General features: G+C 73.4%; 25 protein-coding genes. 10 read left to right on the top strand and 15 right to left on the bottom strand.

Features of this window, described 5'->3' with window-relative positions:
• Nucleotides 1–119: 119 nt before the first annotated feature.
• From htpX to FB457_RS03705, 11 genes are all read right to left on the bottom strand, one after another.
• Nucleotides 120–989 carry a zinc metalloprotease HtpX gene (htpX, locus tag FB457_RS03655; RefSeq protein WP_047017509.1) on the bottom strand — a complete coding sequence of 290 codons (870 nt, stop codon included), beginning with the start codon at nucleotides 987–989 and terminating at the stop codon, nucleotides 120–122.
• A gap of 140 nt (nucleotides 990–1,129) precedes the next feature.
• Complete coding sequence (locus FB457_RS03660; protein ID WP_145780776.1) at nucleotides 1,130–2,716, bottom strand: NADH-quinone oxidoreductase subunit N; 1,587 nt, start codon at nucleotides 2,714–2,716, stop codon at nucleotides 1,130–1,132.
• Nucleotides 2,716–4,281, bottom strand: coding sequence for an NADH-quinone oxidoreductase subunit M (locus FB457_RS03665; protein ID WP_186461918.1), 1,566 nt, complete (start codon nucleotides 4,279–4,281; stop codon nucleotides 2,716–2,718). Before FB457_RS03665 ends, FB457_RS03660 begins: the two co-directional genes overlap by 1 nt.
• 107 nt (nucleotides 4,282–4,388) lie before the next feature.
• Entirely contained in the window at nucleotides 4,389–6,434 is a 2,046-nt protein-coding gene (locus FB457_RS03670) for an NADH-quinone oxidoreductase subunit 5 family protein (protein ID WP_047017507.1), read from the bottom strand.
• On the bottom strand, nucleotides 6,431–6,853 hold the full coding sequence (gene nuoK, locus FB457_RS03675; RefSeq protein ID WP_047017506.1) for an NADH-quinone oxidoreductase subunit NuoK: 423 nt from the start codon (nucleotides 6,851–6,853) through the stop codon (nucleotides 6,431–6,433). The genes FB457_RS03670 and nuoK overlap by 4 nt, the downstream gene beginning before the upstream one ends.
• Nucleotides 6,853–7,455 (bottom strand): NADH-quinone oxidoreductase subunit J, encoded by a 603-nt coding sequence (locus tag FB457_RS03680; RefSeq protein ID WP_145780779.1) that lies wholly within the window; start codon nucleotides 7,453–7,455, stop codon nucleotides 6,853–6,855. The genes nuoK and FB457_RS03680 overlap by 1 nt, the downstream gene beginning before the upstream one ends.
• Entirely contained in the window at nucleotides 7,452–7,967 is a 516-nt protein-coding gene (locus tag FB457_RS03685) for a 4Fe-4S binding protein (RefSeq protein ID WP_173534941.1), read from the bottom strand. Before FB457_RS03685 ends, FB457_RS03680 begins: the two co-directional genes overlap by 4 nt.
• Before the next feature lie 44 nt (nucleotides 7,968–8,011).
• The gene (locus FB457_RS03690) at nucleotides 8,012–8,971 is read right to left on the bottom strand and encodes a complex I subunit 1/NuoH family protein (RefSeq protein ID WP_047017503.1); all 960 of its coding nucleotides are present in this window, start codon (nucleotides 8,969–8,971) and stop codon (nucleotides 8,012–8,014) included.
• Entirely contained in the window at nucleotides 8,968–10,233 is a 1,266-nt protein-coding gene (locus FB457_RS03695) for an NADH-quinone oxidoreductase subunit C (RefSeq protein WP_047017502.1), read from the bottom strand. The genes FB457_RS03690 and FB457_RS03695 overlap by 4 nt, the downstream gene beginning before the upstream one ends.
• Nucleotides 10,230–10,838, bottom strand: coding sequence for a NuoB/complex I 20 kDa subunit family protein (locus tag FB457_RS03700; protein ID WP_145780780.1), 609 nt, complete (start codon nucleotides 10,836–10,838; stop codon nucleotides 10,230–10,232). The genes FB457_RS03695 and FB457_RS03700 overlap by 4 nt, the downstream gene beginning before the upstream one ends.
• Nucleotides 10,829–11,221 (bottom strand): NADH-quinone oxidoreductase subunit A, encoded by a 393-nt coding sequence (locus FB457_RS03705; RefSeq protein WP_173534940.1) that lies wholly within the window; start codon nucleotides 11,219–11,221, stop codon nucleotides 10,829–10,831. The genes FB457_RS03700 and FB457_RS03705 overlap by 10 nt, the downstream gene beginning before the upstream one ends.
• Nucleotides 11,222–11,489: 268 nt before the next feature.
• Between FB457_RS03705 and FB457_RS03710 the strand changes: the two genes are divergently transcribed.
• From FB457_RS03710 to FB457_RS03730, 5 genes are all read left to right on the top strand, one after another.
• Nucleotides 11,490–12,698 carry a sensor domain-containing protein gene (locus FB457_RS03710; RefSeq protein WP_145780782.1) on the top strand — a complete coding sequence of 403 codons (1,209 nt, stop codon included), beginning with the start codon at nucleotides 11,490–11,492 and terminating at the stop codon, nucleotides 12,696–12,698.
• A 138-nt stretch (nucleotides 12,699–12,836) separates the two neighbouring features.
• Complete coding sequence (locus FB457_RS03715; protein ID WP_145780784.1) at nucleotides 12,837–14,153, top strand: sensor histidine kinase; 1,317 nt, start codon at nucleotides 12,837–12,839, stop codon at nucleotides 14,151–14,153.
• Between the two features lie 266 nt (nucleotides 14,154–14,419).
• Nucleotides 14,420–15,079 (top strand): response regulator transcription factor, encoded by a 660-nt coding sequence (locus FB457_RS03720; RefSeq protein ID WP_047020276.1) that lies wholly within the window; start codon nucleotides 14,420–14,422, stop codon nucleotides 15,077–15,079.
• A 240-nt stretch (nucleotides 15,080–15,319) separates the two neighbouring features.
• Nucleotides 15,320–17,209, top strand: a complete 1,890-nt coding sequence (locus tag FB457_RS03725; RefSeq protein WP_047017497.1) for a 2-oxoacid:acceptor oxidoreductase subunit alpha — start codon at nucleotides 15,320–15,322, stop codon at nucleotides 17,207–17,209.
• The gene (locus FB457_RS03730) at nucleotides 17,202–18,278 is read left to right on the top strand and encodes a 2-oxoacid:ferredoxin oxidoreductase subunit beta (RefSeq protein ID WP_047017496.1); all 1,077 of its coding nucleotides are present in this window, start codon (nucleotides 17,202–17,204) and stop codon (nucleotides 18,276–18,278) included. The genes FB457_RS03725 and FB457_RS03730 overlap by 8 nt, the downstream gene beginning before the upstream one ends.
• A gap of 82 nt (nucleotides 18,279–18,360) precedes the next feature.
• On the opposite strand, the gene FB457_RS03735 is transcribed toward FB457_RS03730, so the two are convergent.
• A complete protein-coding gene (locus tag FB457_RS03735) occupies nucleotides 18,361–18,756 on the bottom strand; it encodes a winged helix-turn-helix transcriptional regulator (protein ID WP_047017495.1) in 396 nt (131 codons plus the stop codon).
• A 75-nt stretch (nucleotides 18,757–18,831) separates the two neighbouring features.
• Here FB457_RS03735 and FB457_RS03740 point away from each other — a divergent pair, with 75 nt between their 5' ends.
• From FB457_RS03740 to FB457_RS03755, 4 genes are all read left to right on the top strand, one after another.
• Complete coding sequence (locus tag FB457_RS03740) at nucleotides 18,832–19,710, top strand: NAD(P)H-binding protein (protein ID WP_145780786.1); 879 nt, start codon at nucleotides 18,832–18,834, stop codon at nucleotides 19,708–19,710.
• A gap of 96 nt (nucleotides 19,711–19,806) precedes the next feature.
• Nucleotides 19,807–20,847 carry an EamA family transporter RarD gene (gene rarD / locus FB457_RS03745; protein ID WP_047017493.1) on the top strand — a complete coding sequence of 347 codons (1,041 nt, stop codon included), beginning with the start codon at nucleotides 19,807–19,809 and terminating at the stop codon, nucleotides 20,845–20,847.
• Nucleotides 20,848–20,953: 106 nt separating this feature from the next.
• A complete protein-coding gene (locus FB457_RS03750) occupies nucleotides 20,954–22,558 on the top strand; it encodes a hypothetical protein (protein WP_486588915.1) in 1,605 nt (534 codons plus the stop codon).
• The gene (locus FB457_RS03755; protein ID WP_145780788.1) at nucleotides 22,555–23,343 is read left to right on the top strand and encodes an APH(3'') family aminoglycoside O-phosphotransferase; all 789 of its coding nucleotides are present in this window, start codon (nucleotides 22,555–22,557) and stop codon (nucleotides 23,341–23,343) included. The genes FB457_RS03750 and FB457_RS03755 overlap by 4 nt, the downstream gene beginning before the upstream one ends.
• Nucleotides 23,344–23,346: 3 nt before the next feature.
• Here FB457_RS03755 and FB457_RS03760 read toward each other — a convergent pair whose 3' ends face one another.
• Both FB457_RS03760 and FB457_RS03765 read right to left on the bottom strand, forming a co-directional pair.
• Nucleotides 23,347–23,802, bottom strand: coding sequence for an NUDIX domain-containing protein (locus FB457_RS03760; RefSeq protein WP_047017490.1), 456 nt, complete (start codon nucleotides 23,800–23,802; stop codon nucleotides 23,347–23,349).
• Between the two features lie 13 nt (nucleotides 23,803–23,815).
• Nucleotides 23,816–24,433, bottom strand: coding sequence for a CGNR zinc finger domain-containing protein (locus FB457_RS03765; RefSeq protein WP_047017489.1), 618 nt, complete (start codon nucleotides 24,431–24,433; stop codon nucleotides 23,816–23,818).
• Nucleotides 24,434–24,453: 20 nt separating this feature from the next.
• Here FB457_RS03765 and FB457_RS03770 point away from each other — a divergent pair, with 20 nt between their 5' ends.
• Nucleotides 24,454–24,909: a VOC family protein gene (locus FB457_RS03770; protein WP_047017488.1), complete on the top strand. Its 456-nt coding sequence runs from the start codon at nucleotides 24,454–24,456 to the stop codon at nucleotides 24,907–24,909.
• 69 nt (nucleotides 24,910–24,978) lie between these two features.
• On the opposite strand, the gene FB457_RS03775 is transcribed toward FB457_RS03770, so the two are convergent.
• Nucleotides 24,979–26,193 (bottom strand): outer membrane lipoprotein carrier protein LolA, encoded by a 1,215-nt coding sequence (locus FB457_RS03775; protein WP_145780790.1) that lies wholly within the window; start codon nucleotides 26,191–26,193, stop codon nucleotides 24,979–24,981.
• Nucleotides 26,194–26,320 lie beyond the last annotated feature (127 nt).

Genomic DNA, 26,320 nt, shown 5'->3' on the forward strand with positions numbered 1-26,320 from the left:
GCAAGAGTGACGTACGTCCCGCCGCTAGCGGGACGTCCTCGTCACACCGGCGCAGCCGGCTCCAGAAGCACCTGACATGGGTCCTACGCTGACCCACCCGGCCCACGGCCAGCAGCCCCTCAGTGCCCCAGGTCCCTGCCCGCCATGCGCTCCAGCCGGGCGATACGTTCCGCCATCGGCGGGTGCGTCGAGAACAGCCGCGACATGTTGCCCGAGCCCTGCCGGAACGGGTTCGCGATCATCATGTGGCTCGCCGTCTCGATCCGCGGCTCCGGCGGCAGCGGGAGCTGCTTCGTGCCCGCTTCGAGCTTCCGCAGGGCGCTCGCCAGGGCCAGCGGGTCGCCGGTGAGCCGGGCGCCGGTCTGGTCGGCCTCGTACTCGCGGGAGCGGCTGACCGCGAGCCTGATGATGCTCGCCGCCACCGGGCCCAGGAAGAGCACCAGGAGCATGCCGAACGGGCCCGGCCCGTTGCCGTTGCGGTCGCCGCTCGGGATCAGCCAGGCGAAGTTCACCAGGAACATCACCACCGACGCGAGCGCGCCCGCGATCGACGAGATGAGGATGTCCCGGTTGTAGACGTGCATCAGCTCGTGCCCGAGGACCCCGCGCAGCTCGCGCTCGTCGAGGATCTGCAGGATGCCCTCGGTGACGCAGACCGCCGCGTTGCGCGGGTCGCGGCCGGTGGCGAAGGCGTTCGGGGCCGGGGTCGGCGAGATGTAGAGCCGGGGCATCGGCTGGCGGGCCTCGTTGGAGAGCTCGCGCACGATGCGGTAGAGATTCGGCGCCTCGATCTCGCTCACCGGGCGGGCGCGCATCGCGCGCAGGGCCAGCTTGTCGCTGTTCCAGTACGCGTACGCGTTGGTGCCGATGGCCACGACGAGCGCGATGACCAAGCCCGTACGGCCGAAAATGCTGCCGATGAGCAAGATCAGCGCTGACATGCCGCCCAGGAGCGCGGCTGTCTTCAGCCCGTTGTTCGACCGGTGCACGGTGTGCCCTCCAAAGCCTGCCGGCGCGAGTGTCGGCCGTCTCCTTCCAGTGGACCCCTCCCCCGCACAGAACGCCCGGCCTACCGGCCAAGTTCCCTGGTCAGCGCAGATTCCCCGGGCGCCGCGCGGGTGAGGCGGCGCTACAGCAGGACTTCGCCCGCAAAGCGGAGGACGAGCTGCGGCGCGCCCGAGAGCGCGACGCCGAGCGCCGCCGTCAGGCCGATGGCGCCGCGCAGCGGGGCGGTCAGGGCGGTACGGACCGGGGACGGACCGCCGTCCGGAGCCGCGGGCGCCGGGCGGAACAGCAGCGCCGTCCACTGCAGGTAGTAGTACAACCCCACCACCACGTTCGCCGCCATGACCACCGCCAGCCACCCCAGACCCGCGTCCACCGCGGCGCCCAGGACCGTCACCTTCGCGAAGAGGCCGATGATCCCCGGCGGCAGCCCGGCGAGGTTGATCAGGAAGAACGCGAGCGCCAGCGCGACCGGCAGCCGCGTCGCCGCCAGGCCCCGGTAGTCGGTGATCCGGCCGCCGCGGCCGCCCTTCGCGGCCACCGCGGCGACCACCGCGAAGGCGCCGAGGTTCACCACCCCGTACATCAGGGCGTACGAGAGCGTGGAGCCCACCGCGCGCTCCGGCTCGTCGGCGTAGGCCGCGGCGGCGATGGGGACCAGCAGGTAGCCCGCCTGCGCCACCGACGACCAGGCCAGCAGCCGGACGGCGCTGTGCGGGGCGTCGACGCGCTGGCGCAGGGCGGCCACGTTGCCCGCGGTCATCGTCAGCGCCGCCAGGACCGCGATCGCCGGGCCCCACACCTCGTCGTACGCCGGGAAGGCCAGCACGGTGACGAGGATCAGCCCGCTGAAGCCCACCGCCTTGCCGACGACCGACAGATACGCGGCCACCGGGATCGGCGCGCCGACGTACGTGTCGGGCACCCAGAAGTGGAACGGCACCGCCGCCGTCTTGAAGGCGAACCCGACCAGCGTCAGCACCACCCCCGCCGCCGCCAGCGTCTCCAGCCGCTCCGGTGCCGTCGCGAGCCCGTCGGACAGCCGCGCCAGGTGCAGGCTGCCCCCGGCGGCGTAGACGAAGCTGATGCCGAGGAGCATGACGGCGGTCGCGGTGACGGAGGAGAGGAAGAACTTCAGCGCCGCCTCGGACGACAGCCGGTCCCCGCGGCGGAGGCCGACCAGCGCGAACGCCGGCAGCGAGGCGACCTCCAGGGCGATCACGAGCGTGGCCAGGTCGCGCGCGGCGGGCAGCAGCGCCGCGCCCGCGGCCGAGGCCAGCAGGAGGAACCAGAACTCCCCCGCGGGCAGCTTCGTCGCCCGCACGTCGTGCACGGACAGCAGCGCGGCGAGCAGCGCGCCCGCGAGCACCAGGAGCTGTACGACGAGCGCGAAGCGGTCGGCGGTGTAGCTGCAGACGTCGGGATCGTCGGTGAGACAGAAGGTGCTGCGGTCGCCGTCGAGGAGCGGCAGGAGCGCGAGCAGGGAGACGGCGAGGGCGGCGACCGCGCCCCAGCCCAGGAGGTGCTTGGCGCGCTCGGGTACGAAGAGGTCGGCGACCAGCAGCGCGACGGCGGCCACGGCGACGATCGTGGGCGGCGCCACGGCGAGCCAGTCGACGGACTGCACGACGGACTCGGCGAGGACCGTGTCCGCGGTCCCGCCTGCCCCGGTCCCGCCGGATGAGGGTGCGGCGGCGTGTGCGTACGTCATCAGCTTCCTCCCGCGAGGAGCTTCTGCACGGCCGGGTCGGTGAGGCCGAGGAGTGCGGCGGGCCAGAGGCCGGCGAGGACGGTGAGGGTGACGAGCGGGCTCCAGGCGGCGATCTCGTAGCGGCGTACGTCACCGAAGGCCGGCCGCTCCCCCGGCGTCCTGTCGCCCATGCAGACGCGGCGGACGACGACCAGGAGGTACGCGGCGGTGAGCAGGGTGCCGAAGCCCGCGACGGCCATGGAGACCAGGTACGCGGGCCGCGGGAGACCGGCGGCCGGGTCGTACGCCGCGAACATCGCCAGCATCTCGCCCCAGAACCCCGCGAGCCCCGGCAGCCCCAGCGACGCGACGGCGCCGAAGACGAGCAGCGCGCCCAGGCGCGGGGCGCTGCCGTAGAGGGCGGCGCCGGTGCGGCCGGCGAGGGCGTCGAGGTCGGTGGTGCCGGTGCGCTCCTTGAGGGCGCCGACGAGGAAGAAGAACAGGCCGGTGATGAGGCCGTGGGCGATGTTGGCGAAGAGCGCGCCGTTGACACCGGTGGGGGTGAGCGTGGAGATGCCGAGGAGCACGAAGCCCATGTGGCCGACGGAGGAGTAGGCGATGAGCCGCTTGAGGTCGCCGCGCGCCCCGTTCCTGGCGAGGGCGAGGCAGGCGAGGGAGCCGTAGAGGATGCCGGTGACGCCGAAGGCGGCGAGGTAGGGCGCGTACGTCTCCATGCCGTCGGGGGCGACGGGCAGCAGGACGCGCACGAACCCGTACGTGCCCATCTTCAGCAGCACGCCGGCGAGGAGCACGGAGCCGACGGTGGGCGCGGCGGTGTGGGCGTCGGGGAGCCAACTGTGCAGCGGCCACATCGGGGTCTTCACGGCGAGGCCGACGCCGATGGCGAGGACCGCGATGAGCTGCGTGGTGTGGGTGAGCTTGGCGCCGTTGTCAGTGGCGAGTGCCACCATGTCGAACGTGCCGCCCTGGAACCCGACGAGGAGGAGGCCGAGGAGCATCACGACGGAGCCGAGCAGCGTGTAGAGGATGAACTTCCAGGCGGCTGCGGTCCGTCCGGCGCCGCCCCAGCGGGCGATGAGGAAGTACATCGGGATGAGCACCATCTCGAACGCCAGGAAGAAGAGCAGCAGGTTGAGGACGGCGAAGGTGGCGAGCATGCCGCCTTCGAGGACGAGCAGCAGCGCGACGAACGCCCGGGGTGACGGCCCGGCGGGCATGACGAAGTAGCCGTAGACCGCGCAGAGGAAGGTGAGCAGCGCGGTGAGGACGAGGAGGGGGAGCGATACGCCGTCGACGCCGAGGTGGAGCCGGATCCCGAGGGCGGGGATCCAGCCGACGTCGGAGTCGGCCTGCATGGTGCCGGCGTCGTCGTAGTCGAAGCCGGCGGCCAGGACGACGGACAGGACGAACACGGCGCCGGTGACGGTGACGCCGTGGCGCAGCACGGCCTGGTCGGGGCTCTTGCCCTTGAGGCCGGGCGGCGCGGGGAAGAGGGCGCCCAGGGCGCCGAGAAGGGGGAGGACGACGATGGCGGCGAGGACGAGCTGCATCGCGGTGTGGTTCATACGCGGGTGACCTCCGCGGCTTCGGAGGACGGCCGGGGCGCGGGACGGATACGGCGGGCCGGGCGGCTGCCGGGGCGGTGCCCGGGCGGGCTGGTGTCCATGCGGCGTCAGCCTCCCGTGACCGACGTGGTGGCGACGACGACCGCGACGGCCAGGACGAGCGCGCCGCCGAGCAGCGCGCTGAGGTAGCTCTGCACGTTGCCGGTCTGCGCGCGGCGGACCGCGGCGCCGAGCAGCCGGGGCGCGGTGCCCGCGCCGCGTACGTACGTGTCGACGACCTCCCGGTCCAGGAAGCGGACCAGCCGGGCCGCGGCCCGTACCGGGCGGACGAAGAGCACGGCGTACAGGGCGTCGACGTGGAAGCCGCGGGCGGCGTGCCGGTAGAGGGCGGCGCCGAGCAGTATGCGGCCGGGGTCCGTGGCGGTGCCGTCGGGGGCGGCGCCCGACGCGGCGGTGCCCTCGTCCGACGGGCTGCCGTACACCGTCTCGTGTGTGGCCTCCGCCTCCACCTCGGTGAGGGCCGGCTCGGCGTCGGGGTGGGCGGTGACCGCGCCGGCGGGGACGCGGGCGGCGAGCCCGGCGGTCTGCTTCCACGCGGCGTACGTCGCCATCATGCCGACGAGCGCCAGCCCCGTGCCGAGGACGGCGGTGGCGAGCGTCGGGGTGAGGGAGTGGTCGCCGAGCCAGTCCGGCAGCGTCCAGACGCTCAGCCCGAACGCGAGGGTGGGCACGAACAGCAGCCACAGCACGGCGTTCATGACGACCGGTCGGCGGCCGTGGTCGGGGACGGGTTCACCGCGGCCGTGGAAGGCGAGCAGCCACAGCCGGGCGGCGTACGCGGCGGTGAGCAGCGCGGCGGCGAGCCCGGCGACCAGCACGGTCCAGGCCGCGGCGGCGGGGATGCCCCCACCGGTCGCGCCATGCCCGGTGATGGCAGCTTCCGCGGCGCCGAGGACGGCTTCCTTGGAGAAGAAGCCGGCGAAGGGCGGGATGGCGGCGAGGGCGAGGAGGGCGGCGGTCATGGTCCAGTAGGCGTCCGGCACGCGGTGGCGCAGGCCGCCCATCCGGGCCATCGCGGCGAGCGAGTTGGTGCCGGCGGCGTGGATGACGACGCCGGCGGCGAGGAAGAGCAGCGCCTTGAAGGCGCCGTGCGAGAGGAGGTGGAAGACGGCGGCGTCCCGGGAGCCCGCGGCCAGCGCGCCGGTCATGTAGCCGAGCTGTCCGACGGTCGAGTACGCGAGCACGCGTTTGATGTCGTCCTGCGCGAGCGCGGCGAGCGCCGAGCCGACCATCGTGACGGCGGCCATGACCGCCAGCACCACCAGCGCGGCGGCCGAGGCGGCGAAGACGGGCAGCAGCCGGGCGACGACGTACACGCCGGCCGCGACCATCGTCGCCGCGTGGATCAGCGCGGAGACGGGCGTGGGGCCCGCCATCGCGTCGGGCAGCCAGGTGTGCAGCGGGAACTGCGCGGACTTGCCCGCGACCCCGGCGAGCAGCAGCAGCGCGATGACCGTGGGATGCGCGAGGCCGTCGCCGGAGCCGGCCGCGGTCACGATGCCGCTGATCCGGAACGTACCGGCCTCGGACGCGAGCGCGAAGATGCCGATGAGGAAGGGGACGTCGCCCAGCTTGGTGACCAGGAACGCCTTGAGCGAGGCGGCGCGCGCGACTTCCGTGTCCCAGTAGTGGCCGACGAGGAAGTAGGAGCAGATGCCCATGATCTCCCAGCCGACCAGCAGCACCATCAGGTCGCCGGAGTAGACGACGAGGAACATCGCGGCGGTGAAGAGGGAGACGAGGGCGGCGTACGAGGGGTAGCGCGGGTCGTCGCGCAGGTAGCCGGTGGAGTAGATCTGCACGCACGAGGCGACGACGCCGACGAGCACGGCGACGAGCACCGCCATGCCGTCGAGGTGCAGCGCCAGGTCGATCGGCACGGAGCCGGTCGGGGTCAGCTCGGTGGCGGCGGTCACCGGCTCGTCGCCGCCCTGCCGCGCCGCGACGAGGGCGGCGAGCACGGCGGCGGTCACGGTCGGGAGCACGGCCAGCGGCTGCACCATGCCCGGCGAGCGGCGGCCGAGGAACAGGCCGGCGACGGCGCCGAGGAACGGCAGCAGGGGGACGAGTGCGGCGAGGGTGGTGGTGGTCACGCGGTGGCCTCGGCCTTCTTCGACGCGGTCCCGGACTCGCCGCCTGCGGTGGCGCCTTGGGCTGCTGCGTCTGGTGCCGAGTCTTCCGCTCCGTCACCGGCGCGGCCCGCGTCCGTGTCGGCGAGGTCGCGCAGGCGGTCGACGGCGGAGGTGCCCCGGTTGCGGTACACCATCAGCACGATGGCCAGCCCGATGCCGATCTCGGCCGCGGCCACCGCGATGATGAACAGCGTGAACGACTGCCCGGCGCGCAGGGTGTCGCGCAGCCAGACGTCGAAGGCGACGAGGTTGAGGTTGACGGCGTTGAGCATCAGCTCGACGGACATCAGCACCAGGATGGCGTTGCGCCTGGCCAGCACGCCGTAGAGGCCGACGCAGAACAGCAGCACCGCCAGCACCGCCGGATACGCGAGATGCATCAGCCCTCCCCGCCGTCGTCGGCGGCCCCGGCGGCCCGGGTGCTTTCGCCGGCGTCCCCGGCCGCGGATCCGCCGTCCTTGCGGGACAGCACGATCGCCCCCACCAGCGCCGCCAGCAGCAGCACCGACAGCGCCTCGAACGGCAGCACCCAGTGCCGGAAGACGCCGGCCCCCAGCAGGTCGGTGGTGCCCTTGGGCTCGTCCAGGTCGATCCACGTCGTACGGAACGCGTCCACCACCAGGGTCACCAGCAGCACCGCAGCCGCCCCCGCCACGCCCAGCGCCACCCACCGGTTGCCCGAGTCGGCGTCCGGCGAGCGGCCTATCGGCGCACGGGTCAGCATCAGCCCGAAGAGCAGCAGCACGACCACGGAACCGACGTAGATCAGCACCTGCACCCAGGCGACGAACTCGGCGGTCAGCAGCAGGTACTCGACCGAAAGCCCGCCGAGCGCGACCACCAGCCACAGCGCGGCGTGCACCAACTGCCGGGTGGTCACGGTGATCACGGCGGCGCCGAGGGTCACCAGGCCGGTGAGGAGGAAGACGATCTCGACGCCGGTGGGCGACAGGAAGCCGTGGGTCTCGGCGGCGAGGGTCATGCGTCGTCGCCCTCCCCGGCCGGGGGCTCCCCCGCGTCCCGTACCCGCGCGGCCTCCGCTTTCTCCGCCGCCTTGCGCGCCGCGCCCAGCTCCTTCGGCTCCTCCCCCGCCGGGTCCGGCGCGGGCGGGACCGGCACCGTCCACATCCAGTCCCGCAGCCGGTCGCGCTCGTGGGTCAGCTCAAGGATGTCGGTCTCCGCGTACTCGAACTCCGGCGACCAGAAAAGCGCGTCGAACGGGCAGACCTCGATGCAGATCCCGCAGTACATGCACAGCGCGAAGTCGATCGCGAAGCGGTCGAGCACGTTGCGGCTGCGCTCGCGCCCGCCGGGGGCGGCGGGCGGCACGGTCTCCTTGTGCGAGTCGATGTAGATGCACCAGTCCGGGCACTCGCGGGCGCAGAGCATGCAGACCGTGCAGTTCTCCTCGAACAGCGCGATGACGCCGCGGCTGCGCGGCGGCAGCGCGGGCAGGGTGTCGGGGTAGTGCGCGGTGTGCGAGCGCCGCGTCATCGTGCGCAGCGTGACCGCGAGCCCCTTGGCGAGCCCCTTCACCGTCAGATCACCACCTTCACGATGCCGGTGAACGCGATCTGCGCGAGGGCGAGCGGGATGAGGGTCGTCCAGGCGAAGCGCTGGATCTGGTCCTCGCGCAGCCTCGGGTACGTGACGCGCAGCCAGATCACGGCGAAGGCGAGGATCCCGGTCTTCAGCAGCGTCCAGAGCCAGCCGAGCCCGTCGGCGTACGGGCCGTGCCAGCCGCCGAGGAAGAGCACGGCGGTCAGCGCGCTGAGGACGACGATGCCGGCGTACTCGGCGAGGAGGAACAGCGCGAAGCGCAGCCCGGAGTACTCGGTGTACGCGCCGAAGATGATCTCCGAGTCGGCGACGGGGGCGTCGAAGGGCGGGCGTTGCAGCTCGGCGAGCCCGGCGGTGAAGAACACCACGCCGCCGACGAGCTGCCACGGCAGCCACCACCACTCGAACCCGTCGACGATCCCGACGAGTGAGACCGTCCCGGCGGCCATGGCGACGGAGGCGGCGGCGAGCAGCATGGGCAGCTCGTAGGCGAGGAGCTGCGCGGCGGTGCGGAGGCCGCCGAGGAGGGAGTACTTGTTGGCGGACGCCCAGCCGCCCATGAGGGACCCGAGGACGCCGACGCCCATGACGGCCAGCACGAAGAAGATGCCGGCGTTCAGCGCCTCGCCGACGCCGCCGCCGGGGTGGAAGGGGATGGCGACGAGGACGATGAGGTAGGGCAGGAGGGCGACGGCGGGCGCGAGCTGGAAGACGCGGCGGTCGGCACCGGCGGGGACGACGTCTTCCTTCTGCACGAACTTGAGGCCGTCGGCGACGAGTTGCGCCCAGCCGTGGAAGCCACCGGCGTACATGGGGCCCACGCGGCCTTGCATGTGGGCCATGACCTTGTGCTCGGTCTGCCCGACGACGAGCGGGAAGAGCAGAAAGACGACGAGCACGCCGAGGAGGGTGACCAGGATTTCGAGCCCGTCGTTCACGGGGACTCACCGCCTTCGCCGTCCTCGGGGGCGGAGGAGGGTTCGCCCGCCGCGGGCTTGGCGGGTGGGGGCGAGTCGCCGTCGGGTTGCGGGCGTTGCCAGGGGGCGTCGGGCGTACGGGTACGGGAGCGCGGCTCCCGGCCCGCGGCGGCGGGCCCGCCGCCGGCGGCCCGCTGCGACGCGGAACCCCCGCTCGCCGAACGCGCGCGCCGCGCACCGCGCGGGGGGCGCCCGGCCCCGGCTTCGCCGGGAGCCCCGCCCGTCGTGCCGTCGGCGGACGCCGGTCCCCCGGCGTCGTCTCCGTCCTGCGTCTCACCCGGCCGGGAGGCAGAAACCTCGTCAGCGGGGCGCTGCGACGCCGAACCCCCGCTCGCCGAACGCGCGCGCCGCGCGCCCCGCGGCGGGCGCCCGGCCCCGCCGGGAGCCGCGCCCGCGGCGTCGCGCGGCGTGCCTTCGGCAGCCATCCTGCCGCCGGCCTCCTCGCCGTCCTGCGGTTCGCCCGGAGTCTCCTCGGCCGCCCGCTGCGAGGCGGAACCCCCGCTCGCCGAGCGCGTCCGGCGTGCGCCGCGGGCCGGGCGGCCGGTACCGGAATCGGCGGGCGGTGCGGTGGCGTTTTCCTCCTGGGCCGCCGCGGCGGCCCTTCTCGTGCCCGCGCGGCGGGCGGGGCGGGCGGGGGGTGGGGGGAGGGTGCCCTTCTGAGGGCCCCAGTCGTTGGGGTCCGGGACGCCCGGGGGCTGCATCTGGCGCCGCTTCGGGCCCCCCGCGTGGGACTCGCCCGGCTCCTTCGCGCCCGGCCACGCCTTCGCGACCCGCGCCGCCAGGACGAAGTCCTTCCGCAGCGGGTGGCCCTCGAACTCCTCCGGCAGCAGCAGCCGCACCAGGTGCGGATGGCCGGGGAAGTCGACGCCGAACATCTCGTGCGTCTCCCGCTCGTGCCACGCCGCCCCCGCGTAGACGCCCGTCGCCGTCGCCAGCGCCGGGGCCGCGTGCGGCACCGTCGTGCGGAGCAGCAGGCGGCGCGGCGGGGTGCCGACGGCGACGACGTGGGCGGCGATGCGGAAGCCCTCGGCCGGTTCGTCGACGGCGCTGAGCCAGTCGAAGAACGTGCAGCCCAGTTCGGAGCGCGCCGTCCGCAGCGCCTCGGTCCAGGTGGTCGCCGGCACGTCCACCGTCAGGACGCCGTACGCCTCCTTCGCCGCCGCCTCCGGGCCGAACAGTTCCGTGGCCGGCCGTGGGAGCCAGCCCTCCCCCTGCTCCGTCATCCGGCGTCCTCCGGCGGCTTCACCAGCCCGCTCGTCAGCGCACCCACCGGCGCCCCGGACGGCGACGTCCCGTACCGCTCCGCCAGCGACTCCCGCGCGATCTTCTCCTGGAGCTTCAGGATCCCCTGGAGCAGCGCCTCCGGCCGCGGCGGGCAGCCGGGCACGTACACGTCCACCGGGATGACCTGGTCCACGCCCTTCGTCACCGCGTACGAGTCCCAGTACGGCCCGCCGCAGTTGGAGCACGCGCCGAAGGAGATCACGTACTTCGGCTCCGGCATCTGCTCGTACAGCCGCTTCACCGACGGCGCCATCTTGTCCGTCACCGTGCCGGACACCACCATCAGGTCCGCCTGCCGCGGGCCGGGCGCGAACGGGATGACGCCGAGGCGGATGAAGTCGTGCCTGGCCATCGACGCGGCGATGAACTCGATCGCGCAGCAGGCGAGGCCGAAGTTGAAGACCCACAGGCTGTAGCGGCGGCCCCAGTTGAGCACGACCTTCATCGGCTGGGGCGCCAGCCGCTGGAGCACGCCCACGCGCTGCACGGGGGCGGGCGCGGGGGCAGCGGCCGGGGCGGGGGCGGCGGCGGGGTTCACGTCCATTCCAGGACGCCCTTCTTCCAGGCGTACAGCAGGCCCACGGCGAGGAAGCCGAGGAAGATGAACATCTCCACGAGCGTCACCGCCCCGTACCCCGGCGCCGCGAAGACCGTCGCCCAGGGGAAGAGGAAGATGGCGTCGACCGCGAAGATCACGTACAGGAAGGCGTACACGTAGTAGCGGACCTGCGTGTGCGCCCAGCCCTCCCCGACCGGGTCCACCCCGCACTCGTACGTCAGCAGCTTCTCCGGCGTCGGCACCGCGGGCCGCAGCAGCCGGGCGCCGCCGAAGGCGACGCCGACGAAGAGCAGGCCCAGCACGGCGACGAGGCCGACCACCCCGTAGCCGTCGAAGTACCCGGCGGCGAGGGCGTCGGCGGCGAGCATGTCCGGCACGTCCGCTCCGCTCCTGACTGCTGTGGCTGGCTGACCCGTGCGCATTCGGTCAGGACATCGACCTGTACGGGCAAGGAGTGTAGGCCCTGCCCCGGGCCCTGTGGCCATCCCGTGTACGCCACTTCCCGCGAGCCGTACGCCTGCCGCACCGCCGCGCACCGAACCGGAGACTTCTCCGCAAAGGGTGGGGTTAACCCCCGTACGTTCCCCGGTACACCCCCCATGGCGCCCCCGCGCCCCGGCGCGGCACCCTGGGAGGATGAGTCACAGCCGCCCGGGTGCGGAGCCGCCGGTCAAGCCGGGCGGTGACAAGCCGCTGCCCCCACCGCGCCCGCCGCTCAGCGGCACGACCTGGCGTGAGATCGTGCACCTGCTGGTGAACCTCCCCATGGCGATCTTCGCCTTCGCCTACGTCTCGATCTGGCTCTACGCCGGCGCGCTGCTGTCGATCACGGTGATCGGTCTGCCGCTACTGGCCGCCGGCCTCGCCGGCGCCCGGGGGATCGGTGCGTGGGAGCGCGCGCGGGCGCGGGCGCTGCTCGGCGTGCACGTCGAGTCACCGACGCCGATCCGGCGCAGCACGTACGGGGGCTTCCTGCCGTGGCTGTGGGCGACGCTGAAGGACCCCGTCGGGTGGCGGACGACGCTGTACAGCGTGATGCGGCTGCCGTGGGGAGTCCTCACGTTCGCCCTCATGTCCGTGTCGCTGTTCGTCCTGTGGCCGCTGCTGCCGTGGCTGGCGCGCGGCCTGAGCGACGTCGACCGGGCGATGGTCCGCGGGCTGCTCAGCCCTTCCGACCCGCTGGAGCGGCGGATCAAGGAGCTGGAGGAGAACCGCGGCGTCGTGGTGGACACGGCGGCGGCGGACCTGCGGCGCATCGAGCGCGACCTGCACGACGGCGCACAGGCCCGGCTCGTGGCCCTGGCCATGGGTCTCGGCCTGGCGAAGGAGAAGCTGCTGGAGGACCCCGAGGCCGCCGCCGAGATGGTCGGCGAGGCGCACGGTGAGGTCAAGCTCGCCCTGGAGGAGCTGCGCGACCTGGCCCGCGGCATCCACCCGGCGATCCTCACCGACCGCGGCCTCGGCCCGGCCCTGTCGGCGGTCGCCGCGCGCTGCACGGTGCCCGTCTCGGTGACCGTCGACCTCAAGGACCGCCCCGCGCAGGCCATCGAGGGCATCGCGTACTACACGGTCTCCGAGCTACTGCAGAACATCAGCAAGCACAGCGGTGCGAAGACCGCGAGCGCCGACGTGTGGCGGGCGGAGGGGCGCATCATGGTGCAGGTCACCGACGACGGGAAGGGCGGCGCCCGGCTGGACGGCGGCACGGGTCTGTCGGGTCTTGCGGAGCGGCTGGGCTCGGTGGACGGGCTGCTGGTCGTGGAGTCGCCGGGCGGCGGTCCGACGGTCGTCACCGCCGAACTCCCCTGGCGCAACCGCGAGTCCCAGGCGCCGGCGCACGCGTAGCCGCACCGCCGAAGGTGGGGTTTTCCCCCGTACCGAGAGACCGACCCGCTCCATGGCTCGCGGCGCCCCCGCCGAGGAGGCTGGAGGCACAAGCTCGACAGATCCGTCCCCAGCGCTCCGGCAGAAGGACTTCCGACGATGGACAGCACCGCGTACGCACCCGAGGCCCGCCGCCCGCGGCTTCCCCTCGCCCTGCGCGCCCCCTTCGAGGCCCGCACCTGGCGAGAGTTCCTCTACCACCTGCTCAGCCTGCCGGTGTCGATCGTGTTCTTCGTCTACACGATCACGATGCTGTCGCTCGGCCTCGGTCTGCTGATCACGTTCCTCGGCGTCCCTGTGCTCGCCGCGATGCTGGCCGGCTGCCGCGGCATGGGCTACGTCGAGCGGACCCGCGCCCGGCTGCTGCTGGACCTGCACGTCGACGACCCGGAGCCGCTGCACCGCCGTGCCTCCGGGTTCATGGGCTGGGTCGGGTCGCTGTTCCGCAGCGGCGAGTCGTGGCGGACGATGCTCTACGGGCTGCTGCACATGTTCTGGGCGGTGTGCTCCTTCGCCCTCTCGGTGGCCGTCATGTTCTGGAGCTGGTCCATGGTCACGTACCCGCTGTGGCAGTGGGTCTTCCCCGCGCACTGGGGCCAGGACGGGCTCCAGGTGTACGGGAACGCGGACGGCGACGGCTGGTACCTGGACTCGCCGCTGGAGCAGCTCTTCGCGGTCGGCGTCGGCGCCGTGTTCCTGCTCGCCTCGCCGTGGGTGGTGCGCAGCCTGTCGTACGTGGACCGGGCGATGGTCGTCGGGCTGCTGGGACCGTCGAAGCTGGCCACCCGGGTGCAGGAGCTGGAGACGGACCGCGGGGTCGTGGTGGACACGGCGGCGGCGGACCTGCGGCGCATCGAGCGCGACCTGCACGACGGCGCACAGGCCCGGCTCGTGGCGCTGGCGATGGACCTGGGGCTGGCGAAGGAGAAGCTGCTGGAGGATCCGGAGGCGGCGGCCGCCATGGTCGACGAGGCGCACGGCGAGGTGAAGCTCGCGCTCCAGGAGCTGCGCGACCTGGCCCGCGGCATCCACCCGGCGATCCTCACCGACCGCGGCCTGGGCCCCGCGCTGTCGGCGGTCGCGGCGCGCTGCACGGTGCCCGTCTCGGTGACGGTGGACCTGCTGGAGCGGCCGGCGCAGTCGATCGAGGGCATCGCGTACTACACGACCTCCGAGCTGCTGCAGAACATCAGCAAGCACAGCGGCGCGAGCCGGGCCATGGTCGACCTGTGGCGCGCGGAGGGACGGCTGATGATCCAGGTGACGGACGACGGCAACGGCGGCGCGCGGCTGGACGCGGGCTCAGGGCTCTCGGGGCTTGCGGAGCGGCTGGGCTCGGTGGACGGGCTGCTGGTCGTCGACTCGCCGCCCGGCGGCCCGACGGTGGTCACGGCGGAGCTGCCCTGGCGGGCGTGAGCGGCGCTACGGGGACAGGGCCGGCCCGCGGGCGGCCCCGTCCCCGTACGCCCGCCGCCGCCCGGCACCCCCGGCCCCGGAAGCCCGCCCGGTCCAGCGCGGCTGCCCGGCCCGCCGCCGGGCGCTCCCGCGCGCCCCGGAGCCACGGCCGTTTTCCACCCTTTACCTGCCGTTTTCCGCCTCCGGGGCCTCCCCCGCCGCGGAATCCTGGGATGCTGGAGGTCTACACATCTTCGTATGGGGGGCAGGCAACGGTGGAGGACAGCGTGCGGGTGGTCATCGCCGAGGATTCGGTGCTGCTCCGGGAGGGGCTCACCCGGCTGCTCACCGACCGGGGCCACGAGGTCGTCGCCGGTGTCGGCGACGGCGTGGCGCTGGTCAAGACGGTCGGGGACCTGGCCGCCGAGGGCAGCGCGCCGGACGTCGTCGTCGCCGACGTGCGGATGCCCCCGACGCACACCGACGAGGGCGTCCGCGCGGCCGTTCAGCTGCGGCGCGAGCATCCGGACGTCGGTGTGCTGGTCCTCTCGCAGTACGTCGAGGAGCAGTACGCCACCGAGCTGATCGCCGGCTCCAGCCGCGGCGTCGGGTATCTGCTGAAGGACCGGGTGGCGGAGGTCCGCGAGTTCGTCGACGCCGTCGTGCGCGTCGCCGAGGGCGGCACGGCGCTCGACCCGGAGGTCGTCGCCCAGCTCCTCGGCCGCAGCCGCAAGCAGGACGTGCTGGCCGGGCTCACCCCGCGGGAGCGCGAGGTGCTGGGCCTGATGGCCGAGGGCCGGACGAACTCGGCGATCGCCGGACAGCTCGTGGTGAGCGACGGCGCGGTGGAGAAGCACGTCAGCAACATCTTCATGAAGCTCGGCCTGGCGCCGAGTGAGGGAGATCACCGTCGGGTGCTCGCGGTCCTCACGTACCTCAACTCCTGACCGGGCCGCGCCCCGGCGCCGCGCCCTGGCCTCCGCTCCGGTGACAAGGGATTGTCACACTGGCGGATGGGGTCAAGAGGGGCATTAGATAGCAACAAAAGGGGATATAGCCCGACGTCTCGCCACCGTCCAGTTTGCGGACGGACTCAGGAAGGCATGCCTAACCCGCGTACGATGTTCACTGGGTCAGGCGGTCGGAATCCCGTTCCCGAGCGGCCGCCGCGAGGGAGGTCCACGAAGGTGACCAGCGAGGTCAACAGCAAAGAGGTCAAGCGCCTGGACCGGGTGATCATCCGGTTCGCCGGTGACTCCGGAGACGGGATGCAACTGACCGGCGACCGCTTCACCTCGGAGACCGCGTCGTTCGGCAACGACCTGTCGACGCTCCCGAACTTCCCCGCCGAGATCCGCGCCCCCGCAGGCACGCTGCCGGGGGTTTCCAGCTTCCAGGTGCACTTCGCCGACCACGACATCCTCACCCCGGGCGACGCGCCCAACGTGCTGGTGGCGATGAACCCGGCCGCCCTGAAGGCGAACATCGGGGACGTCCCGCGCGGCGCCGAGGTGATCGTCAACACCGACGAGTTCAACAAGCGCGCGATGGCCAAGGTGGGCTACGAGGCGAGCCCCCTGGAGGACGGCTCCCTCGACGGGTACAGCGTGCACGAGGTGCCGCTGACCACGCTCACGGTCGAGGCGCTGAAGGAGTACGGGCTGTCCCGCAAGGACGCCGGCCGCTCCAAGAACATGTTCGCGCTCGGCCTGCTGAGCTGGATGTACCACCGCCCCACCGAGGGCACGATCGGGTTCCTGCGGGCCAAGTTCGCCAAGAAGCCGGACATCGCCGAGGCCAACATCGCCGCCTTCCGGGCGGGGTGGAACTTCGGCGAGACGACGGAGGACTTCGCCGTCTCGTACGAGGTCGCCCCGGCCCAGTCCGCCTTCCCCGCCGGCACGTACCGCTCGATCTCGGGGAACCTGGCGCTGGCGTACGGCCTGATCGCCGCGGGGCAGCAGGCGGACCTGCCGCTCTTCCTCGGCTCGTACCCGATCACGCCCGCCTCCGACATCCTGCACGAGCTGAGCCGGCACAAGAACTTCGGCGTGCGCACCTTCCAGGCCGAGGACGAGATCGCCGGCATCGGCGCCGCGCTCGGCGCGGCCTTCGGCGGCGCCCTCGGCGTGACGACCACCTCGGGCCCCGGCGTCGCGCTGAAGGCCGAGACCGTGGGCCTGGCCGTGTCGCTGGAGCTGCCGCTGCTGATCGTGGACATCCAGCGGGGCGGCCCCTCGACCGGGCTGCCCACCAAGACCGAGCAGGCGGACCTGCTCCAGGCGATGTTCGGGCGCAACGGCGAGGCGCCGGTGCCGATCGTCGCGCCGGCCACGCCGTCGGACTGCTTCACGGCGGCCCTGGACGCGGCCCGTATCGCGCTGACGTACCGCACGCCGGTGATGCTGCTCTCCGACGGCTACCTCGCCAACGGCTCCGAGCCCTGGCGGATCCCGGAGGTCGACGACCTGCCGGACCTGCGGGTGCAGTTCGCGAGCAAGACGAACCACACCCTGGCCGACGGCACCGAGGTCTTCTGGCCGTACAAGCGCGACCCGCAGACCCTCGCCCGCCCGTGGGCGATCCCCGGCACGCCGGGCCTGGAGCACCGCATCGGCGGCATCGAGAAGGAGGACGGCTCCGGCAACATCTCGTACTCGCCGTCCAACCACGACCTGATGGTGCGCACCCGCCAGGCGAAGGTCGACGGCATCGAGGTGCCCGACATCGAGGTCGACGACCCGGAAGGACCCTCGGGAGAACGAGCGCGCACGCTGGTGCTGGGCTGGGGCTCGACGTACGGGCCGATCACCGCGGCCGTACGCCGCGTGCGCCGCGCCGGCGACCACATCGCGCAGGCCCATCTGCGCTACCTCAACCCGTTCCCGGGCAACCTCGGCGAGGTTCTGGCCGCGTACGACAAGGTCATCGTCCCCGAGATGAACCTCGGCCAGCTCGCGACCCTGGTCCGCGCCAGGTACCTCGTGGACGCCTTCTCCTACAACCAGGTCAACGGCATGCCGTTCAAGGCCGAGCAGCTCGCCACCGCCCTCAAGGAGGCCATCGACAATGGCTGAGACGACCGCCGGGGGACCGGCGATCGACGCCCTTTCGCTGATCCCCAAGGCCGAAGCCAAGCAGTCCATGAAGGACTTCAAGACGGACCAGGAAGTGCGCTGGTGCCCCGGCTGCGGCGACTACGCCGTCCTCGCCGCCGTCCAGGGGTTCATGCCGGAGCTGGGCCTGGCCAAGGAGAACATCGTCTTCGTCTCCGGCATCGGCTGCTCGTCCCGCTTCCCGTACTACATGAACACGTACGGGATGCACTCCATCCACGGCCGCGCCCCGGCCATCGCCACCGGGCTGGCCAGCACCCGGCGCGACCTGTCCGTCTGGGTCGTCACCGGCGACGGCGACGCGCTGTCCATCGGCGGCAACCACCTGATCCACGCGCTCCGCCGCAATGTCAACCTCAAGATCCTGCTCTTCAACAACCGGATCTACGGGCTGACCAAGGGGCAGTACTCGCCGACCTCCGAGGTCGGCAAGGTCACCAAGTCCACCCCGATGGGCTCGCTGGACGCGCCCTTCAACCCGGTCTCGCTGGCGCTCGGCGCGGAGGCGTCGTTCGTCGCCCGTACCGTCGACTCGGACCGCAAGCACCTCACCGAGACGCTGCGCGCGGCGGCGGCCCACCCGGGCACGGCGCTGATCGAGATCTACCAGAACTGCAACATCTTCAACGACAACGCCTTCGAGGTGCTGAAGGACCGCCAGCAGGCGCAGGAGGCGGTGATCCGGCTGGAGCACGGGCGGCCGATCCGCTTCGGCACCGACGACCACAAGGGCGTCGTGCGGAACCCGGCCACGGGCGACCTGGAGATCGTGGAGGTGACGCCTTCGATCGAGTCGGACGTCCTCGTCCACGACGCCCACGCCGCCACCCCGACGACGGCGTTCGCCCTCTCCCGGCTGGCCGACCCGAACACGCTGCACCACACGCCGATCGGCATCCTCCGGGACGTGAACCGGCAGGTGTACGACACGGAGATGGCGGAGCAGCTCGACGACGCGGTGCAGCAGAAGGGCAAGGGCGACCTCGCCGGACTGCTCGCGGGCGGCGACACGTGGACGGTGCTCGGCTGAGCCGCGCCGCCGGCACGGCGGGCTGACGGTCGCGCGAGCGCCGGTCCCCCGCCGCTACGACCCGGGCCCGGGCCTGAGCACCTCAGGCCCGGGCCTCGTCGTACCCCTCCCGCGCCGCGGTCACCGCCGGCACGCTGTCGTACGCCCAGATCGCCAACGGCCGTACCCGCAGGGCCGCCTGCTCGCCGAGCGGGGTGAGCGAATACTCCACGTGCGGCGGGATGACGGGCTTCGCCTCGCGCAGCACGAGGCCGTCGCGCTCCAGCGTCTGCAGGGTCTGGGCGAGCATCTTCTCGCTCACGCCGCCGATCCGCCGCCGCAGCGCGCTGAACCGGATCGTGCCCTCCAGCAGCGCGAGCAGCACCAGCACGCCCCAGCGGCTGACGACGTGCTCCATGATGTTCCGGGCGGGGCAGTCGGCCGTGATCACGTCCGGAAAGTCCCGCAGCCGGAGTGTCGCCTCTCCCTCTGCCTGCATGCTTACCTCCACACCAGTACCTTACGTGAAAGTGGGTACTTTCTCTCCGTAAGTGAGCAGCCTACGGTGGCACACATGAAGATCACCGTCACCGGGGCCACCGGACACCTCGGCCGCCACGTCATCGCCGCACTCCTGGAACAGGTGCCCGCGGAGCGGGTGGCCGCCGTCGTACGCAGCGGGGAGAAGGCCGCTGACCTCGCGGCACGCGGAGTGGAGGTGCGGGTCGCCGACTACGACGAGCCGGCCACGCTGGCGGACGCCTTCCGCGCGGGCGAGCGGGTGCTTTTCGTCTCGGGCAACGCGGTCGGGCGGCGGGTGCCGCAGCACCGGGCCGTCGTCGACGCCGCCGCGGCGGCGCGGGTGGGGCTGCTCGCGTACACCGGCATCCTGGGCGGGCCGAAGGCGGACTTCCTGCTGGGGGACGAGCACAAGGCGACCGAGCAGCTCGTCCTCGACTCCGGCCTGCCGTACGTCTTCCTGCGCAACGGCTGGTATCACGAGGTCCACACCGACCAGCTCGCCACCGTGCTCGACCACGGCGCCGTCCTCGGCAGCGCGGGCGCCGGCCGGATCGCCTCCGCCGCCCGCGCCGACTACGCCGCCGCGGCCGCCGCGGTGCTGACCGGCGAGGGCCACGAGGGCCGGGCGTACGAGCTGAGCGGCGACACGGCGTGGAGCTTTCCGGAGTACGCGGCGGAGGTCGCCCGGCAGTCGGGCGCCCGGGTCGGCTACCGCGACCTGCCGCCCGCCGAGCACCGGCAGGTCCTGCTCGGCGCCGGGCTGCCGGAGGCGATGGCCGACATGCTCGTCGACGTCGACGCGGCGGTCTCCCGCGGGCTGCTGGCCGGCACGTCCGGCGAGCTGTCCCGGCTCATCGGCCGGCCGACGACGCCGCTGGCGGACGCGGTCGCGGCGGGTCTCGCGACGGTCTCGGCGACGGGGCGACCGTAAGGACCCAAATGCTGATACAGATATGACAACAGGCTCTCGCGCCCGCTACCGTCGGCACGGTGCCCGCCGTGCGGGCAGCGGAACGGGAGGGCGGTCGTGGGGTCATCAGGTGAGGCACCGGCGCGCGCGGCGAGCGAGGCCCGGCTCGGGCTCCTCTACGGCTTCGCCGCGTACGGCAGTTGGGGCGTCATCCCGCTCTTCTGGCCGCTGCTGGAACCCGCGAGCCCGGCGGAGATCCTGGCCAACCGGATGGTGTGGTCGCTGGTCGCGTGCATCCTGCTCCTGCTGGTGCTGCGCCGCTGGGCCTGGATCCGGCCGCTGCTGCGCGAGCCGCGGCGGCTGGCGCTGGTCGCGGGCGCGGCGGCGACGATCACCGTCAACTGGTTCGTCTACATCTGGGCCGTCAACTCGGGCCACGTCGTCGAGGCGGCCCTCGGCTACTTCATCAACCCGCTGGTGAGCATCGCCTTCGGCGTGCTGCTGCTGCGGGAGCGGCTGCGCGCGCTGCAGTGGATCGCGGTCGCGGTGGGCGCGGCGGCGGTGGTCGTGCTGACGGTGGGCTACGGGCGGCTGCCGTGGATCGCGCTGGTGCTGGCCTTCTCGTTCGGGACGTACGGGCTGATCAAGAAGCGGATCGGGCTGGAGGGCATCGAGTCCTTCGCGGCCGAGACGGCGGTGCAGTTCCTGCCGGCGCTGGTGTTCATGCTGGTCCTCGGCGCCCGCGGGGACTCGACGTTCCACACGGAGGGGGCCGGACACGCGCTGCTCCTCGCGAGCTGCGGCGTGATCACGGCGTTCCCCCTGATCTGCTTCGGCGCGGCGGCGGTCCGGCTGCCGCTGTCGACGATCGGCCTCATGCAGTACCTGGCGCCGACGCTGCAGTTCGCGCTGGGAGTCCTGTACTTCCGCGAGTCGATGCCGGCGGAGCGCTGGGCGGGCTTCCTGCTGGTATGGCTGGCGCTTGCCCTGCTCACGTACGACGCGCTGCGCACGGCCCGCCGCGGCCGGCTGGAGCTGCGCCGGGCGGAGGCGGAGGCGCGGGCTGCGGCGGCGGGCGACGCGGGCGATGCGGGCGGTGCGGCGGGGCCGGCCGCGGCCGGCGTGCCGGAAGCGGTGAACCCGGGCCGTCCCGCCTGAGGCACCGGCGGTCCGGCCGGGGATCGGCGGTGTGCGCGGCTGCCCGTGCGCGGTGTACGTGACGGTGGCCGGGCGCCGGCGTGAGGGCCACGCGTAGGGTGCGGGGATGGGGCGTGAACGGGCGGATGCGGCGAAGCTGCGGGAGCAGGTGGGGACCGCGGGGGTCATGGGCGCGCTCGCCGGGGCCGCGCTCGCGGGCGGACGTGGAGCGCGGGTGGCGGTCGCGGGTGCCGCGGCCGGGGCGGTCGGCCTCGGGGTGGCCGAGGCGGTCGCCCGGGTACGGCAGCGGCCGGGCGAGATCCCGGCGCTGTGGCAGCGCATCGCCGCGAGCGGCGCACTGGCCGCAACCGCGGGCTGGGCGGGCGCCCGGCTGACCGGCGCGGGCCCGGTGACGGTGGGCACGGTGGCCGGTGCGGCGGCGGGCGCGCTGGGTATACGGCCGCACAAGGTGGCGCTGGGCCCGGTGGTGGGCGCGGCGGTCGGCGGCGCGTACGCGCTGCGCGGCGGCGCCGCGGGCGCGAGGAGCAGGATCACGGGAAGCGGGAACCGCGCGGTCGCCCCCGCCTCTTCGCCGCGGGCCCGCGGCGGCGGCGCGGGCCACGCGGCACTGCGCACCCTCGGGTCCGCAACGGGCGGAGGGGGCGGCGCGGCCACCCCGCGGCGGCGCCGGGCCGGCGCCCGCGTGACGCTGGGCGCGGCCGGTTCCGTCGGGCGTGGCCCCCGTTCCCCGGGCCCCGCGCGCACAGGCCCCGCGCGCACCGCGGCCGCCCGTCCGCGGCCCGGCGCCGTCGCCGCGCGGGGGGCCGCCGTGGCGGCGGGGGCCGTGGTGGCGTTCCGGGTGGTCTCCGCGCTGGTGTTCCGGGAGGCGCAGGTCAGCCTCGTCGCCGAGGAGGCGGCCACCGAGGACCTGCCGTTCGTCGTGCCGCTCGAAGCGCGGTCCGCGTACGTCGGCACCTCCTACGTACGCGAACTCGCGGGTGTCCTCGGCGGTGCGTACACCGCCGACGCCCCCGACGTCGGCATCGTCGAGTCGCTCGACGCCCTCGCCGGGCCCGGCTTCGACCCCGCGGAAGTGGACCCGCGGGTACGGGAGTTCTACGAGCACACCGCCCGCTTCACCCTCGACATCGAGCCCCGCTGGCGCCTCTGGGTCCGCCCCGGCTACCTCCTCTACCGCACCCTCGTCGCCCAGCCCCTCGGCCAGGCCAACGTGCCGATGAACCAGCGCGAGGTGCTGCGCGGCATGCGCAGCCGCATCGACACCATCACCCCCGCACCGGACAAGGCGGCCGCCGGCCAGACCGCGATCCGCGGCTGGATCCGGTCCTTCGCCGACACCGACGACCCCATCTACGTCGGCATCTACACCACGTACCGGCACGGCGACCGCGGCTACGTCAGCGTCGGATTCCCGCTCCCCCACGCGAGCTTCACCGCCACCCTCCTCCCCCGCTCCCGCCCCGGCGGCGGCCTGACGCTCACCAGCCACGCGGCGGACGAGGCCGGCGCCGGCGGCACCGGCCACCCCGGCCACTACCTCACGTACATCGCCCCCGGGACCCGCGAGCTGACCACGCTCGGCGTGCACGGCTTCGCCGAGCGGCTCGACGTCCACGTCGGCGGCGACGGCCGGCTCCGCGCCGAACACGCCTTCTCCGTCTTCGGCATCCCGTTCCTCGTCCTGCACTACCGAATGGAGCGCAAAGCGTGACACCCCTCCTCCCGGACGACACCGAGTGGACGCCGGTCACCACGGGCGAGTCGGGAGCCGCCGTCTTCCGCAGCACGGACGGCACGCGCTACGCCAGGTGTGTGCCCGCCGAGGTGGCCGCGGAACTCACCGGCGAACGGGACCGTATCGCCTGGCTGGCCACCCAGGGCGTGCCGGGGCCCCGCGTGCTCGACCTCCGCTCCGACGACGTCGGCGCCTGCCTGGTGACCGGCGCGGTCCCCGGCCTGCCCGCCGACCAACTCTCCGCGGCCGACCTGCGGGCCTGCTGGAAACGCATCGCGGACGCGGTCCGTGCGCTGCACGAGGTGCCGATCGCGGAGTGCCCGTTCCACCGGGATCTGGACCTGATGATCTCGGTCGCCCGCACCGTCGTCGCCGTCGGCACGGTGAACCCCGCCTTCCTGCCCGTCGAGCAACAGACCACGCCCGCACCGCAGTTGCTGGCCCGCCTCGAACCGCAGCTCGCACGGCGCCGGGCGCAGGAGGCGGCCGACACGGTCGTCTGCCACGGCGACCTCACCCTGCCGAACATCATCCTCGACCCCGCAACCCTGGACGTGGCGGGCTTCGTCGACCTGGGCCGCCTCGGACTCGCCGACCGCCACGCCGACTTGGCCCTGCTCCTGGCCAACTCCCGCGAGACCTGGCCGGACGAGGCCGAAGCCCGCGCCCAGGACGCGGCGTTCGCCGGGCACTACGGCACGGCCCCCGACCCCGACCGCCTCCGCTTCTACCTCCACCTCGACCCCCTCACCTGGGGCTGACCCTCACGCCGGAGTCCCCGCCCTGATGAGCCGGACGTGCGCCTCCTGGAGTCCCTCCGGAAGGGCGTCCGGGCTGAACCACTCCGCCGCCAGGATCTCGAAGCCGTCGAGCTTGAGCGTTCCGCCCACGTGCCGCGCCTCGTACGCGATCTCCGCGCGGAGCCGGTAGCCGCTGGTCACCTGGACCAGCCGGCCGGGCACGACGTCGAGTCCCGTCTCCTCCCGGACCTCGCGTACGACGGTCTGCGGGAACTCCTCGCCCTTGACCGCGAAGCCGGTCGGCAGCCCCCAGGGGCGGGAGTCGGGCCACATGCGGTGCTTGAGGAGCAGCACCTGGCCCTGCTCGTTCCGCACCACACCCGTCACGCCGATCATGAACGTGGCCTGGGTGAGCCAGAGGATCCGCCACTGCACGGGACCGCGCAGGAGCTTCCAGGCCCGGGCGACGACACGCTTCATGTGCCGCATCTTGTCAGGAGTGGTCCGCTTCGCGCCGGGCTCTCAGGGTGCGGACCTTGTGGCGGTTGCCGCAGCGCTCCATGGAGCACCAGCGGCGGCGGCCGGGGCGGGAGGTGTCGGCGAAGAGGAGGTAGCAGCGCTCGCCCGCGCACTCGCGGATGCGGTACCCGTACGGGCCGGAGAAGAGGTCCACCGCGTCGCGGGCGACCGTCGCCAGGAGCCGGGCCGTCGTCGCAGGTCCCGGTGCCCACGACGGGGTGCCGTCGGGGGTGAGGCGGGGGGCCAGCGGGGGTTCGGCCGCGGCGGCGTTGAGGACGGCGAGGTCCGCGGCGGGGAGGGGCTCGGCGCGGGCGCGGGCCTGGGTGAGGCGGAAGAGGGCGTCGCGCAGGTGGCGTACCGCCGGTACGTCGTCGTCGGTGACCGCCAGCTCCGGCACCGGGCGCAGCCTGCTCGCCGCTGCCCACGCGGCGACGTCCGCGGGGGTGCGCAGCACCTCGTACCGCGCGAAGGGGCCCGGGCCACCGGTCGTCAGCAACTCCAGGCTGAGCGCGCCCGGATCGAAGCGGAAGACCTGGCCGTCCGGGGGTCGCATCTCGACGCCCGGGGCGCGGGCGCTTGCCTCGTCCACCATGTAACCAGTATAACCGGCACATGGTTCCCACGCACTGGAAGCTCGTCATCGACGCCACCGACCCGCACGCCCAGGCCGACTTCTGGGCCGCCGCCCTCGGCTACGAGGTGGAGGACAACAGCCCGCTCATCGAGCAACTCCTCACCGCGGGCGCCGTCCCCGAGGACGTGCTCACCCGCCACCGCGACCGCCGCGCCTGGCGCACCGCCGCCGCCGTCCGGCACCCCGACGACCCGTACGACCCCACGTCCGGCACCGGACTCGGCCGCCGGCTGCTCTTCAACCAGGTCCCCGAGCCCAAGCCCGCCCACAAGAACCGCCTCCACCTCGACCTCCACCCCGAGTCCGGACGGCGCGAGGAGGAGACGGCCCGGCTGGCGGAGCTGGGGGCCGCGGTCGTACGGCACGTGAAGGAGCAGGGCGGCGAGTGGACCGTCATGACGGACCCCGAGGGGAACGAGTTCTGTGTGCACTGACGCGGGCGCACGCGAAGGCCGCCGCGTGCCGGGGAGGCGCGCGGCGGCCCTTGCGGTGCGGTCCTGCGGTCAGCCCGCGGCGGCCTCCAGGGCCTCCGGGGTGACGGCGCCGACGTAGACCTTGTCGTCCGTGATCAGCACGTTGACCAGCCGGCTCTCGAAGACCCGGCCCGCGTCCGTCTTGTCCGTGAAGAAGTCGAGGGCGGCCCCGGCCCCGTCCTCGCTCAGCGTGCCGCCGGGCAGCGGGATCTCGGCGATCGAGCCCCAGCCCTCGCCGTGGACCTTCACGTCCTCCAGGCCGCCGGGCGTGCCGCCCCCGGCCCGGTCGCCGCCGCTCCAGTCCCCGCCGGACCAGGCGCCGCCGAAGCCGCCGAAGCCCTTGCCGAAGTCCCCGCCGTGGCCTTCGCCGAAGCCCTCGCCCGAGCCCTTCTCGGTCACGTCGGCCCCGGCGGGCGGCGCGAACAGGCCGGCGTCCGGCTTGTTGAAGTCGACCTTCGTGAAGCCGGCGTCCAGGACCGTGTTGCCGTCGTCCGCCGTCAGCGCCACCCGCAGCGGCACGCCGTTGTCGGCGTCCACCGCGATCGTGACGTCCCGGACCGTCGACTCGTCCTGCTTCGGCGTCAGCCGCAGCTCGTACGCGTCCTGCCCGGCCACCTGCGCCGTGCCGGCGACGTCCACGTCCGTCGTCTCGTCCGCGGCCTTCAGCAGCCGCTCCGCCAGCTCCTGCGGGGTGGCGTCCTTCAGGTCCTCCGGCAGCCCGAGGCCGTGCTCCTTGCCGTCCTTCTTCCCCGCGTCCTTCGGCAGCGTGGAGTGGGACACCTCGTCCGAGCCGCCGCCGAACGTCCACACGTCCGTGCCGTTGCGCACCACGGTCCGGTCGCCGTCGGAGCCGGTGAGCGTGACCCGCTGCTTCTCCGGGCCGTCGGCCGCGACGTGCAGCTTGGTGTCCCCGGCGAGCAGCCGCGAGAGGTCCGCGCCTTCGCCACCGCCCCCGCCGAACGGTATCGAGGGCAGGCCCAGGTCGGTGCTGACCTTCACCGTGCCGTCGACCGACTCGACCTCCGAGGCCAGCGCCTTCGCGATCAGTTCCCCGGCCGTCACGTCGTCCTTGCTCGGGCCTTCATCCTGGGCGAGCGCGGGCACCAGGCCGATGGTGGCGGCGGCAAGCCCGGCGATACCCAGGGGCACCCCGTACCGCACCGCCTTTCTGCGCCGGGCCGCGGCGAGGTCCGCGGCGCGGTCCTCGGCCTCGTCGGCGGGTCGCTCCGGTGGGATCAGTGCCATGGGATGTACCTCCGTCTCCGCGAGGGTCCGCGGAAAGTCATTCGCTGCGTCACGGCTTCCCCTCCATCACAACAAACCGGACGGCCCGTGGCGTCAGCCCCTGGGTGCAGCTTCGATTACTCCTGTC

It is taken from the genome of Streptomyces sp. CNZ287, assembly GCF_007827615.1.

Coding starts and splice junctions, on each gene's coding strand:
- FB457_RS03775 (WP_145780790.1), bottom strand. CDS start 26,193: ATGGCACTGATCCCACCGGAGCGACCCGCCGACGAGGCCGAGGACCGC.
- FB457_RS03700 (WP_145780780.1), bottom strand. CDS start 10,838: ATGGACGTGAACCCCGCCGCCGCCCCCGCCCCGGCCGCTGCCCCCGCG.
- FB457_RS03740 (WP_145780786.1), top strand. CDS start 18,832: ATGAAGATCACCGTCACCGGGGCCACCGGACACCTCGGCCGCCACGTC.
- FB457_RS03765 (WP_047017489.1), bottom strand. CDS start 24,433: ATGGTGGACGAGGCAAGCGCCCGCGCCCCGGGCGTCGAGATGCGACCC.
- FB457_RS03770 (WP_047017488.1), top strand. CDS start 24,454: ATGGTTCCCACGCACTGGAAGCTCGTCATCGACGCCACCGACCCGCAC.
- FB457_RS03750 (WP_486588915.1), top strand. CDS start 20,954: ATGGGGCGTGAACGGGCGGATGCGGCGAAGCTGCGGGAGCAGGTGGGG.
- FB457_RS03695 (WP_047017502.1), bottom strand. CDS start 10,233: ATGACGGAGCAGGGGGAGGGCTGGCTCCCACGGCCGGCCACGGAACTG.
- FB457_RS03660 (WP_145780776.1), bottom strand. CDS start 2,716: ATGACGTACGCACACGCCGCCGCACCCTCATCCGGCGGGACCGGGGCA.
- FB457_RS03680 (WP_145780779.1), bottom strand. CDS start 7,455: ATGACCCTCGCCGCCGAGACCCACGGCTTCCTGTCGCCCACCGGCGTC.
- FB457_RS03735 (WP_047017495.1), bottom strand. CDS start 18,756: ATGCAGGCAGAGGGAGAGGCGACACTCCGGCTGCGGGACTTTCCGGAC.
- FB457_RS03730 (WP_047017496.1), top strand. CDS start 17,202: ATGGCTGAGACGACCGCCGGGGGACCGGCGATCGACGCCCTTTCGCTG.
- FB457_RS03665 (WP_186461918.1), bottom strand. CDS start 4,281: ATGAACCACACCGCGATGCAGCTCGTCCTCGCCGCCATCGTCGTCCTC.
- FB457_RS03760 (WP_047017490.1), bottom strand. CDS start 23,802: ATGAAGCGTGTCGTCGCCCGGGCCTGGAAGCTCCTGCGCGGTCCCGTG.
- nuoK (WP_047017506.1), bottom strand. CDS start 6,853: ATGCATCTCGCGTATCCGGCGGTGCTGGCGGTGCTGCTGTTCTGCGTC.
- FB457_RS03710 (WP_145780782.1), top strand. CDS start 11,490: ATGAGTCACAGCCGCCCGGGTGCGGAGCCGCCGGTCAAGCCGGGCGGT.
- FB457_RS03685 (WP_173534941.1), bottom strand. CDS start 7,967: ATGACGCGGCGCTCGCACACCGCGCACTACCCCGACACCCTGCCCGCG.
- FB457_RS03715 (WP_145780784.1), top strand. CDS start 12,837: ATGGACAGCACCGCGTACGCACCCGAGGCCCGCCGCCCGCGGCTTCCC.
- FB457_RS03705 (WP_173534940.1), bottom strand. CDS start 11,221: ATGCTCGCCGCCGACGCCCTCGCCGCCGGGTACTTCGACGGCTACGGG.